Source organism: Metabacillus sp. KUDC1714 (assembly GCF_014217835.1).
In the GTDB taxonomy this organism is placed as follows: domain Bacteria; phylum Bacillota; class Bacilli; order Bacillales; family Bacillaceae; genus Metabacillus; species Metabacillus rhizosphaerae.
This window is the reverse complement of sequence record NZ_CP055263.1, coordinates 3,495,497-3,507,881: the sequence shown is the minus strand read 5'-3', so window position 1 is coordinate 3,507,881 and position 12,385 is coordinate 3,495,497. Positions and strand designations below refer to the sequence as shown.

12 protein-coding genes are annotated in these 12,385 nt (G+C 35.3%); 2 read left to right on the top strand and 10 right to left on the bottom strand.

The genetic code is table 11. The features are described 5' to 3' along the window. Positions 1–67: 67 nt before the first annotated feature. The 4 genes from HUW50_RS16125 to HUW50_RS16110 all read right to left on the bottom strand — a co-directional run bounded on the left by HUW50_RS16125 (position 68) and on the right by HUW50_RS16110 (position 3,628). Positions 68–760, bottom strand: coding sequence for a YesL family protein (locus tag HUW50_RS16125; RefSeq protein WP_066325030.1), 693 nt, complete (start codon positions 758–760; stop codon positions 68–70). Between the two features lie 156 nt (positions 761–916). Then, positions 917–1,747 carry a 5-dehydro-4-deoxy-D-glucuronate isomerase gene (kduI, locus tag HUW50_RS16120; protein WP_185653038.1) on the bottom strand — a complete coding sequence of 277 codons (831 nt, stop codon included), beginning with the start codon at positions 1,745–1,747 and terminating at the stop codon, positions 917–919. A gap of 77 nt (positions 1,748–1,824) precedes the next feature. Next, the gene (kduD, locus tag HUW50_RS16115; RefSeq protein WP_066325026.1) at positions 1,825–2,580 is read right to left on the bottom strand and encodes a 2-dehydro-3-deoxy-D-gluconate 5-dehydrogenase KduD; all 756 of its coding nucleotides are present in this window, start codon (positions 2,578–2,580) and stop codon (positions 1,825–1,827) included. A gap of 280 nt (positions 2,581–2,860) precedes the next feature. Next, positions 2,861–3,628, bottom strand: coding sequence for a DeoR/GlpR family DNA-binding transcription regulator (locus HUW50_RS16110; RefSeq protein ID WP_066325023.1), 768 nt, complete (start codon positions 3,626–3,628; stop codon positions 2,861–2,863). 160 nt (positions 3,629–3,788) lie between these two features. On the opposite strand from HUW50_RS16110, the gene HUW50_RS16105 reads away from it, so the two are divergent. After that, a complete protein-coding gene (locus HUW50_RS16105; RefSeq protein ID WP_066325020.1) occupies positions 3,789–4,283 on the top strand; it encodes a CBO0543 family protein in 495 nt (164 codons plus the stop codon). A 112-nt stretch (positions 4,284–4,395) separates the two neighbouring features. Here HUW50_RS16105 and HUW50_RS16100 read toward each other — a convergent pair whose 3' ends face one another. Next, positions 4,396–5,031: a bifunctional 4-hydroxy-2-oxoglutarate aldolase/2-dehydro-3-deoxy-phosphogluconate aldolase gene (locus tag HUW50_RS16100; protein WP_066325018.1), complete on the bottom strand. Its 636-nt coding sequence runs from the start codon at positions 5,029–5,031 to the stop codon at positions 4,396–4,398. A 13-nt stretch (positions 5,032–5,044) separates the two neighbouring features. Beyond that, on the bottom strand, positions 5,045–5,995 hold the full coding sequence (locus HUW50_RS16095; protein ID WP_066325015.1) for a sugar kinase: 951 nt from the start codon (positions 5,993–5,995) through the stop codon (positions 5,045–5,047). 229 nt (positions 5,996–6,224) lie between these two features. On the opposite strand from HUW50_RS16095, the gene HUW50_RS16090 reads away from it, so the two are divergent. Next, positions 6,225–6,392, top strand: coding sequence for an SE1832 family protein (locus HUW50_RS16090; protein WP_185653037.1), 168 nt, complete (start codon positions 6,225–6,227; stop codon positions 6,390–6,392). A gap of 45 nt (positions 6,393–6,437) precedes the next feature. Here the strand turns inward: HUW50_RS16090 and HUW50_RS16085 are convergent, their stop codons facing one another. From HUW50_RS16085 to HUW50_RS16070, 4 genes are all read right to left on the bottom strand, one after another. After that, positions 6,438–7,121 carry a M50 family metallopeptidase gene (locus HUW50_RS16085; protein ID WP_066325013.1) on the bottom strand — a complete coding sequence of 228 codons (684 nt, stop codon included), beginning with the start codon at positions 7,119–7,121 and terminating at the stop codon, positions 6,438–6,440. Positions 7,122–7,229: 108 nt separating this feature from the next. Further along, entirely contained in the window at positions 7,230–8,189 is a 960-nt protein-coding gene (locus HUW50_RS16080; protein WP_066325011.1) for a 2-hydroxyacid dehydrogenase, read from the bottom strand. A gap of 330 nt (positions 8,190–8,519) precedes the next feature. Next, complete coding sequence (gene ppc / locus HUW50_RS16075; RefSeq protein WP_066325009.1) at positions 8,520–11,282, bottom strand: phosphoenolpyruvate carboxylase; 2,763 nt, start codon at positions 11,280–11,282, stop codon at positions 8,520–8,522. A gap of 264 nt (positions 11,283–11,546) precedes the next feature. Then, positions 11,547–12,299, bottom strand: a complete 753-nt coding sequence (locus tag HUW50_RS16070; RefSeq protein WP_066325006.1) for an alpha/beta fold hydrolase — start codon at positions 12,297–12,299, stop codon at positions 11,547–11,549. Between the last annotated feature and the right edge of the window lie 86 nt (positions 12,300–12,385).

Genomic DNA, 12,385 nt, shown 5'->3' with positions numbered 1-12,385 from the left:
TTGTTTCTTTATAGTATAAAAAACTTGGCTGCCTCATAGACAAACCAAGTTTTATTTGAATTTATTTTTATTCCGTTACTTCCCTATTGTCACCGTGAATCTTCACTACCTTTTGGTAATATCCAGCAAAAGCTATAAAAGCAATCAACGTGCCCATGAAAAACGGGATAAGAAATGTAAACATTGTTAGGCTGACATAGATGATGATTCCAGTAATAACAACAATCACGAGATTCGTTAATGGATATACTAATGATAGGAAAAACGAATTTTTAATGCTTGTGAATAACTTTAAGTCAGCATGTACTGTATTTGCAAAAAAGAATAGTGTAATTAAAAAAAGAAAGAAAAACCCTACTAAAAAGAGAGAACTAATGATGATGTTTACTTTTGAAAAAAAGTAGAAATCCACTCCCCAAACGATCCAAATCAGAGTAAAGATGATTCCTCCACATAAACTTCGAACATAGTTTTCCTTGTAATATTTCCAATATGACTTTACTAGAGGAACATCATGATCACCCATTACCCACTTTCTAGCAACCCCGAACATGGCAGTTGTTGCAGGGAAAAAGAAAAAAGGTGCTAAAATAATGATGGTTGCTAATAACATAAATAATGCGGATGAGTCATTTGCATATAATAAGGAAAGAACCAAATAACAGATTGGTAGATTAAATCCAATCCAAAGTAAATTTATCACGGACAACCGCATGACCCATTCTAGTATTCGATTTAGTCCACTCATTAAATCTGTCATTTACATCCCGCTTTCTATCTTTGTATTCTGTTACGTTTATTATATCATTTATTTTCATCTTATTATATGTTTCTACAAAATGAAAAATAGTGCCCTAATCCTTAACTTTTGTTTTCAAAGTTAAGAGATAACGGGCACTATTTATAATTTGATTATTTATTTTAATTCTTCCATTTTAACTGCATCCATATCAGTAAACGTATAGTTCTCTCCTGCCATTGCCCAGATAAATGTATAGTTGCTAGTTCCTACTCCAGAATGGATTGACCATGGTGGTGAAAGAACGGCTTGTTCGTTTTGGACAACAAGGTGGCGAGTTTCTTTAGGTTCACCCATGAAATGGAATACTCTAGAATTCTGATCCATATCGAAATAGAGGTAAACTTCCATACGGCGATCATGAAGATGTGCAGGCATTGTGTTCCACATATTGTTTGGTTCTAATAATGTCATACCCATCATTAATTGACAGCTTTGAATACCATCAGCATGAATGTATTTATAGATCGTACGTTTATTTGATTCACTATCAGAGCCTAAGTGATTCGGTTCAGCATCTTCGATTGGAGCTTTTTTCGTTGGGTATTGCTTATGTGCAGGTGTTGAAACGATATAAAATTTAGCTGGATCTGAAGCATTGCTGCTTTCAAATAAAACTTCTTTATTTCCTAATCCAACATACAGACAATCTCTTTTATTTAATGTATAAGCTTGACCATCAACTAAAACCGTTCCTTCAGCACCGATATTAATAATGCCTACTTCACGTCTTTCTAAGAAGTATTCTGTTTTTAATGTTTCTTGATCTTCAAGCTTAAGCGCTTGTGCTGTCGGAATTGCCCCACCTGTTACAACACGATCATAGTGTGAATAGGTCATATTAATTTGTCCTTGTACAAATAAAGAATCCATTAAAAAGTCACTTCTTAATCTTTCAGTCGTATATGATTTGAAGTCTGCTGGATTTGTCGCATGTCTGATTTCCATTATTATTCCCCTTTCAAATTTGAGAGTATTCAAAATTCAATGTTTAGCATAGTCGGGTTAAGACCCATTGGTATTTGTTAAGAGCTCATCCATCCACCATCAACACATAGGATATGACCATTCACATAATTTGAAGCATCTGATGCTAAGAATACGACAGCTCCTTTTAAGTCTTCTGGTGTACCCCAACGCCCTTGTGGGATTCTTGAAGTAATGTATTCATTTCGCTCAGAATTTGCGCGTAGCTGTGCTGTGTTGTCTGTTTCCATATACCCTGGTGCAATAGCATTTACATTGACACCTCTACTTGACCATTCATTCGCTAGTGATTTTGTTAATCCTGCAACAGCATGCTTACTTGCTGTGTAGGCAGGAACTCTTAAGCCACCTTGGAATGATAACATTGAAGCCACATTGACGATCTTTCCTGACCCATTTTCAAGCATATGTCTTCCAGCTTCTCTACATAGTTGGAACACCGCATGCTGGTTCACTTTGATAACTTCATACCAATCATCATCTGAAAAGTTCTCTGCATTTTCACGACGAATAATTCCCGCATTGTTTACTAAAATATCAATCTTGTTCGTTAATGTTAAAGCTTCAGAAACTAGTTTCTGAGGAGCCTGATCTTGTGATAGATCAATTTTCACCTCATGGAACGTTCCACCTATTGCTTCAATTTTATTTCGCGTTCCTGACATATCACTCATACCTGCACCAATAACTGTTGCTCCTGCTTCAGCAAGACCAACTGCCATCCCTTGTCCTAAACCACGACTAGCACCAGTTATTAATGCCACTTTACCTTTTAATGAAAAAAGAGATTCCATTTCCTAGCCTCCTCTACACCTGTATGTAAATGTTTATTTGTGTTCGTTATGGTTTGATTATAACACAAATAAAAAAGATGACAACGGTTAAATGTTCGTTTGTCATCTAAATTTGTTTTATAAGGGAAAAAGGAATAGCATTATGCACTATGCACTTTACACGATCCTAGATCAAAAATTGGTGAATTTTGATTAATATAGAAGCATTCTTCTAGATCTGTTCACACTACCATATTTGACTTCCCCTCATTTTCATATTTGTGTTGCCATCCAAAGCTTTTTACAAAATTTTCGCAAGATGTAAAGCTAATTCTTTATTTTCTAAATTCACCTTTATGTTTTCATCCAACCTTGAGTCGGTAATAATCTCATTAACTTCTTCAAGTGATGCGAATCGAATAAGTGCAACTTTATCAAACTTCGTAGAATCTGCTAATAATGTTACATGATCCGCACAATTAATAATTTGTTTTTTCCAATCAGCATGGATGCTGTTAATGACAGTTAAACCATGTTCAATTGAAACACCAGTTGTCCCAAAAAACAACCTATTGACCCTAATTCTTTGGAGCATTTCTGTTGCTTGTGCTCCCATTAATGAGGATGAATTATCAATCCTTGTTCCACCTAGGACCATCAATTGGACATTATTTTTTCCTAATAGAATATTGGCTATTTTTAAATCATTCGTGATTACCGTTATTGGGAATTCTCCAAGTAATTCAGCAATTGCAATCGTCGTACTTCCGCCATCCATGAGAATTGTTTCATTTGGTTTGATAAGCTTAACAGCCTCTTTCGCAATCGCAAGCTTAACCTCACTATGCCTAGATTGTCGCTCAGCAATTGGTAGCATTCTTCCTTCTTCTTCTACTATGACTGCACCACCGTGAATTCTTTTAAGAAGACCCCTTTGCTCCAGTAACTCAAGGTCACCTCTAATTGTTTTTTCGGTAACTTCTAATAACTTACTAAGTTCCGAAACTTTAACAATTTTACTTTGATCTAATTGATCTAATATTCGTTCATGCCTTTCAACTGAAAGCATTAATTGTTCCCCCGTTAAAATCGATTTAGTTTTTATTATAGAACAATTTCGAACAAAAACAAACAGTATTTTTGATAAAATTAACCTTTCAGACTAAATGGTATTATTTGTAATTGATTTGTTGATACTATGTAACAGAATGTAATCAGGAGAATTGTAGATGCACATAATCGTTATTATATTGGTGATATTATTCGCCTTGTTTAAGGGAGATTGGAAAAACTGGGAAGATTACTACCCTACAATGCTTTATATTTCTTTAGCAACTTTCCTTTATGAGTTTATATCACACAGTCATTTCCATTTGTGGGAGCTTCAAGAAACCTCTATCCTTACTCTTATGAATGTTCATTTTGCACACAACCTTATTATAAACCCTTTATTAGCAATTGTTTTTTTGTCTAATTATCCCAGCAAACTTAAGAAACAATTGACTTACATGTTAAAATGGATTATTCCTTTTTTATTAGTCGAATGGGTATGTAAACGTTTTGGGATACTAACTTATCATAATGGATGGCATTTTGGATGGTCAGCTTTATTTGTCATCATCATGTTTCCAATGGTTAGACTTCATCATGTAAAAAAATTGTGGGCACTAATCCTTTCCGTATTTTTTGCAGTATTTTATTTGAAAATTTTTAACTACATTTAAAATAATGATAAAAAAAAGGATAGACCATAGCGTGATGATCTGCTTTGGTCTATCTTTTAGTAAAACTAATTTTGTATTGTAAAAGGATTATCATAAATACCCTTTAGTAAATTCACCCACGTGCCTCTTTAACGGCTTGGATAAACCTTGATGCTGTTGCTGTGATTTCACTCAAATACGCATCTGTTAATTCCTTTTTCGTATTGACTAATGAGCTACCAACACCGACACCAACTGCGCCTGCTTTAATATAGTCTCCAACATTATCAACAGAGATGCCTCCAGTTGTTATTAGAGGTATCTGAGGCATTGGTCCGTGTATATCCTTTATATAGCTTGGTCCAAATACATTTGCAGGGAATACTTTGATTAAATCTGCACCGCTTTCAAAGGCGGTTAATATTTCAGTTGGTGTTAATGCACCAGGGATACTAACAACACCATATCGCTTAGCCATTTCTATTGTTTTGATATTCGTTGTTGGAGAAAATACAAATTTTGCCCCAGACATAATTGCCGTTCTTGCAGTTTCCGGATCTAATACTGTACCCGCACCAACTAACACATCGTCAAATTCAAGTGAAGCTTTTTCAATTGCCGCACATGCACCAGGGGTTTCAACTGTTATTTCTAATACTTTTACTCCACCCTCTTTTAACGCCCCTGCAATCGCGATAATATTGTCTTTTGTTGCACCACGAATAACTGCAGCAACACCAGTTTCTTTTATTATGTCAATATGATTCATTTCTTTATCCTCCTTATCGAACTACATCTTCGCCATTTTTTGATATTACTTGCTCTACTTCATCTCGTTCAGGTAATCCATCAACATCCCCATTTACCATAGTAACAAGTGCACCAACTGCATTTGCACGTTCAACTGCTTTGCTAAGTTCCAGCCCATCAATTAATCCTGATAGGAAGCCTGCAGCAAATCCATCTCCTGCACCAACTGGGTCGACTACCTGCTTTACAGGGAATCCAGGGATTAAAGCGCTCTCTTTTTCAGTGAAATAATAAGCCCCTTCAGCCCCCATTTTCATAACCACAACTGAAGCACCGTGGTTTAAAAATAATTGTCCTAGTTTAAGAGGATCACTTTCACCGAATAAAAATTCCCCCTCAGCAACTCCAGGTAAAATGATATCAGCTTCAGCCGCAATTTCAAGTAATGTAGCTCTTGCTGTTTTCTCGTCCCAAAGCTTTGTACGAAGGTTTGGATCAAACACAATTGTACTTCCATTGCTTTTTGCAAGTTTAATAGCCTCAAAGATTGTTTCCTTACAGCTATCACTTAACGCTGGCGTGATTCCTGTAATATGGAGGTATTTTGCTTTTGACAAGTAGCCATTGTCAAGATCACTAGGTGTTAGCTTACTAGCAGCAGAACCTTTCCGATAATAATAGACTCTCATATTATTTTGTCGTCGCGGCTCTTTGAAATAAATTCCAGTAGGAGCTTGCTTATCAAAGGTCACATTACTAACATCAACATTTTCACCCTTTAAGGATGCTAAAATAGCTTTTCCAAACTCATCATCCCCAAGCTTACTAATCCAACCAGCTTGATGACCTAATCTTGCAAGACCGATCGCAACATTGGATTCTGCTCCGCCAATCTTTTTCGTGAATTGAGTTGCATTTCGCATAAATCCGTCACTTGTCGGTGTAAATACAACCATTGATTCTCCTATTGTTACAACATCCATATTAAGTCCCCCCTATCTTTGTGCTTAGAAACCTTTCTATAACGATAAGTATATATATGTACGAGCATTTTCTCTACCATTTTTTAAAATAAACGGATAAATTTGTTCACTTATTTCCTTTTTCGTTTGTTTTTGATGTTAAAATGGAGGAATGTAGGGAGTTTTTGACCTTTGTAAAAGATTTCACATTTCGATACACTTTAAATAGAAGTTTGAAAGGGGGATCACATTGGACACACAAGAAATAAATCAAAAAATTGACGAACTAAAAATGGAGTATGTAAAGGTACAAGGGGATATTGAAAAGCTTGAAGCCACCGGACATTCAACAGGAATATTAGAAGCTAAGTTAAGTGAGCTTGAAAACAAGTTAAGAGAATATCGTTCTAAACTATAATCTCGATGATTAAAGAAGGCTGACTCATAATTTACAAAATGTGAGTTAGCCACTCAATGTAAAAGTAGGTATACCCTTTAAGTTTTGATATTGATTAATAGCTAAATACGCTATATATACTGCCTGAGCAAAAAAGAGAAACCCCCAAATGATTGCTGGGATCTTTGTATAATTGGCCAAGCTCGTTGCATCACCTGCAGACCTTCTCCTAACTATGCTTAACATAAAAATCTGTAGAGCAGATGAAACAGACTGTGTTAAAAGAACAGATGATAAAAAATATGCAAGGTTAGTCTGGATGCTGCTACTTCCGCTATGTAAAGTCCAGCCACATAAAGCAATAAAAGAACCAAGCCAAATTGCTCCATACATATTTCTAATCCACAGAATTAAATTCAACAGAGCAATTAAAAGTAATGCATATAAAATAAATCTTATATAACCTTTATGAAGCAACATAAAACAGGCATATGCTGTAATTGAAGAAAATGTATACCCCGCATAGGAAATAATGACATTAGAAATCCATCCTCTTTGACCTGTTAATGCTTCACCAGCTGTATTACTAAATAATTTTATTGAATAAACCTTTCCATTTAGAAGTAAAGCCGCAATTGCATGTCCACTTTCATGGATTAAAGTATTGAATATGGCTAAATAACGCCCAAGAAAGGGAACATGAGAAATAACATAAGCGACGATTAAATAAACAAATAAATGATTTTCCACCCTTGACTACGATCCCCTTTCTAGTTACACATATAACTAGTTTAGGAAAGAATCAATAAACATAAACATACCGTAAAAAAGAGACAGATCTAAATCTGTCCCTTTTCGTTATTTAATCAAGTTCAGCGGAACTTTCCCCGCCAACCCTTCCGCTAAATTTTTTGCTGCTAACCTAGCCATCTTTTCTCTTGTTTCCTTTGTTGCTGACCCAATATGTGGCAAGGCAACAACATTTGGAAGCTTTAACAATGGATTGTCTTTGTTTATCGGTTCGATTTCATATACGTCTAAACCAGCTGCAAGTATCTGCTGATTTTGCAGAGCATAAATTAATGCTGCTTCGTCAACGTTTTTACCTCTTGATCCATTAATAAAAATGGCGGTATCCTTCATTAAATGAAATTCCCTTTCTCCAATCATTTTGTCTGTCTCTGGAGTATGAGGTGTCATTAGACAAACGAAATCAGATGTTTTTAACAACTCATCAAGTTCACAGTAAGCTGCATTAAACTCTTTTTCAACCTGCTCATTGCGCGAACGATTATGATATAAAATGTCCATATCAAATCCAAAATGCGCTCTTTTTGCAATGGCTTTCCCGATACTTCCCATACCGATTATTCCAAGGACTTTATGGTGAACATCAACACCAAACAAGTCCTCATTTTTTGTGCCATTCCACTTTCCAGACTTCACATAGAAGTCCAGCTCAGGCATTCTTCTTGCTGTAGCAAGTAATAAGCCAAAAATCGTATCAGCTGTAGTATCAACCAATACCCCTGGAGTATTGGTTGCTTGTATGCCTCTTTTATTCAATTCCTCAATATCAAGATTATCATATCCTACTGAAATGTTTGAAACGATTTTTAAGTTTGGTGCATGGTCCAGTAATTCCTTATCAATTTTCAAACTTGATCCGAGTAATCCATGAGCAGTATGTAGTTCTTGAATAAAATTAGAATCTTTTCTGTCTTCTAAATTCTTGAAATATATCACTTCAAACTTTTCACTTAAAAACATTAATACATCTTCTGGTACTTTTTTATAGACAACGACCTTCTGTTTCAAAAACTTCACTCCTATATTCAACTTAAAGTTATCCTTTTACTTCTTTAGGTTAATACCTAATACTTCAAGTTAAGCAACAAAAAGTCCTGCTTTTTCCAAATGGAATTAATCCAAAACAACTTTTATTTTGAGTTCCCTAATCCAACAGTGGTGACTCAAAGGGTCAAACACTCATAACCACACAAATACATAGTGAATCAGCCTCTAAAAACAAACGGTCTCAACATACTTTTGAGCAGAGAATTGAAGAATTGTTGGAATTAGTAAGCGATTGAGATTAAATGCAAAGAGAGCTGCCAATTATGACAGCTCTCTTTGTATTATCGCAAATCAGCCTGTATTACGTAAGCCTGCAGCAATGCCACTAATTGTTAATAACACTTCATTTAACAATTCTTCATTAGGTTCTTCTTGTTCGCGAAGCTCTTTAATGAGTTCCACTTGTAAGAAGTTTAATGGGTCTACATAAGGGTTTCTACGATGAACAGATTCTTTAATATTAGGTGTATGATCTAATAGTTCTTCATCACCAGTTATTTTAAGTAGAATCGCTTTCGTTGCTTCATATTCCTCGACAATATTGTTGAAAATACGATCTGCAATTTCTTTGTCTTTGACAAGAGAAATGTATTCTTTAGCTGTAGTGATATCTGCCTTCATTAGCGCCATTTGCAGGTTATCAACTGTTGAACGGAAGAATGGCCATTCCTCGTACATACGTTGCAATAGTTTTAGGTTTTCTACATCTTTTGAAATAAAGCTATATAACCCTGTTCCCGCTGCATACCATGCTGGTAATAATTGACGACTTTGCGTCCATGCAAAAACCCAAGGAATCGCACGTAAATCTTCAAAACGATTACGGTTTTTACGCTTCATAGGTCGAGAGCCAATATTTAATTCAGCTAGCTCATTTAGAGGCGTTGCTTCTGTAAAATAAGTTAAAAAGTCAGGATCCTCAAAAACGAGTGATTGATATTTTTTTAGAGATATCGTTGAGATCTCTTCCATTGCATTTTCCCATGCTGTTTCACGAATATGTTGCTGTTCTGATTCTTCTGATAGGTTAACAGAAGCCTCAAGTAAAGTGGAAGTAGCTTGTTCTAGACTTCGGTAAGCAATATCTTCTATCAAGTAACGAGAAGACAAGACCTCACCTTGCTCTGTAATTTTCACTCCATCTCCAATTGTTTCAGCTGGCTGTGAAAGAATGCTTCGATTTAATGGACCGCCGCCACGACCTAATGAACCACCGCGACCATGGAAAAATTTCAGTCCGATTTCATAATTCTTCGCCATGTCATGGATTTCAAGCTGTGCTTTATAAAGCTTCCAGTTGGCTGTTAACGTTCCACCATCTTTACTACCATCAGAGTAGCCAAGCATGATTTCTTGAGAATCACCATGTATGCTCAAGTGATTTCTGTATACATCCATTTTAAAAAGTGTCTCTAAAATTACTGGACCAGCAGTTAAGTCGTCAATTGTTTCAAGAAGTGGTGCAACATTTAAATGACTTTCAACCGTACCGTCTGCATGAAGTCTGTAAATACCTGCTTCCTTCGCTAGCACCAATACTTCAAGTAAGTCACTTGCAGCCTGTGTCATACTGACAAGGTAAACCAGAATTGATTTTTTCCCAAAAGTATCGTGTGCTTTTTTGATCATCGTAAAGACCTTGATCATTTCCTGTGTCTCTTTTGAATAATCTTCATTTAATAATAGAACTGGGCGTGGATCTTTTAGCACAGCTTCTAATGTTTTAATTTTTTCATCTTCAGAAAGTGCCGTATAATCATCGGTTACTTTCACTTTGCGTAAGATTTCTGTAATAGCTGCTTCATGCTCTCCACTATGGTTACGAATATCAAGAGTAGCTAAATGGAAGCCAAATAACTGAACTTGGCGAATCAATTTTTTAAGCATTTTCAATTCACGAAGTGCTGGTTGATGATTGTTTATACTATTTTGAATTAAATAAAGATCTTTTAACAGCTCTTCAGATGTTTGATAACCGATTTCAGATTTACCAACTTCTTTTAAACGTGCTAATATCACCGCAATTTTGCGACGGTAGACCTCATTTTCAACAGGCCATTTCTTTTCATTTTCTAAGTAAGCAGCCTCTTCCTTTTCAACATTATCAAGTAGCTCTTTACTTACTTCTACACGAGTTGTTGAGTGACTAAAACGTTTCATCACTTCGACTAGGGCTTCTTTATATTTTTTTACCGCTAGATCGCGATGTCTTTCTAATGTTTCCCATGTGACTTCAGGTGTAACATTTGGGTTTCCATCACGATCCCCGCCAATCCATGAGCCAAAACGTAGGAAATTAGGAACTTCCCAATTATGACCTGGAAATTGTTCAACAAGACCTTCCTCTAGATCCTGATGTATTTCTGGAAGCACATCAAAAAAGGTTTGATCAAAATAATAAAGCCCATTACGTACTTCATCCATGACAGTTGGTTTACGATCACGTAATTCATCTGTTTGCCATAGAATTGTTACATCATTTAGTAAACTATCCTCAAGCTTTTTACGCTCTTTTTTCGTTAACATGTTATTATCTAAGCTTTTCAATATTGTCGAGATTCGCTTTTGAATCTCGATTACTGAACGCTTTGTTGCTTCTGTAGGATGCGCAGTAATAATTAGTTCCAATGATAACGTGTTCAGTACGTTTTGAATGGTCGTCACATCTATTTCATTTTCTTTCAGAGCTAATATAGCACTTTCAATCGATGCTGGTTGTACAACATGGTTATCTTGAAGCTGATATTCGCGACGTCGACGAATACGGTGATTCGACTCTGCAGCATTTATAAGATGAAAGTAAATAGAAAAAGCTCGAATAACTTGCTTTCGCATCGGAGTATCCAAATTCACAATTTCTTCTTTAAGTTCATTATATATTTGCTCGTCAAATTGATTTCGAAGAGTTTTCGCCATTCCCCTTAGCTTTTCAACTTTATCAAGAAGCTCCGTTCCCCCATGATGAACAAGGATTTCTCCCAAAATATGCCCAAGAGATTTTACATCGCGACGTAATGGAAGACTGCTATCATTTGTTTCAATTCTAGTTGTCATCGTGTCACCTTCTCCTTAAAAATTGTTATTCTATTAAATAGTAAGATAATTCTATCATATCATTTCTAAAGGAAAATTTCATCTTTAATTGCTAAAAGTGATATCATTTTAAGATTAAAAGCTAAATTTCTATCTAATTAATATATCATTTCCGCAAATAATCAACTAAATAATCCAATAAAGTAATTTTTTACCTATATACTTTATATTTTGAAATAATAAAAAGTCTGACACTTTATTCTTTTCAGACTTTTATTATTTGAATTACCCCTTTGCTTTGACTATTAAACTAGTTAAAAACTCTTCGTACATATCCCTAAAACAACTTGGACGGAACATATTTGCTGCATGCCCTGCATGTTTGATCTCCTTATATATAACGTGAGGGATTACTGTATTTAAATCTGTTAATGTCGATTTGTACATACTGTCATGATCCCCCATCACCCACAGAATTGGTACTTTTAATAAAGATAAGTCGCTTCGCAAATCATATTTAAGACGATGTTGAATCGCACTTTTTAAAATATTATCATTTAATTCAAGACCATATTTATAATAAATTTTGTTTGAAATAATTGAATAAGGATCTAACAAACTCTCTTTTGGATAGATATCATGGGAATATTTCCTTAACCATGTTGGGTAGTCTTCATGACGAATCTCCCAATAATGCTTGAACACATCAAATAGTTGTGATGGTGAATTATAATGACCACCTATAAAGCACAGACTTTTCACTTTATTATTCCACTTTTTTGCAAATATCGTACTAGGATAACACCCATAGCTAAGTGAGCATAAATGAGCCTCTTTAAGTCCTTCCTGCTCATAAAAATCCTCTAATTGTGAGACCAAATTAGTTAATGTAAAATCAACTGCTTTTCCTCGATCCTCACCATGTCCAAGTAAATTGTAAGAATACGTGTTAAACTGGCGGTTAAAGTACTCCATTGGCTTTTTAAACGCATCCTTTGTTCCAGTTAGTCCATGTATAAAAATTATATTTTCTTTCATTTTTCCTCCATTCAAAAACCGCAAGCACAACAAGAAACCTGAGAATTATAATAGTACTTTATATCCCAAATAATAATACATTAATG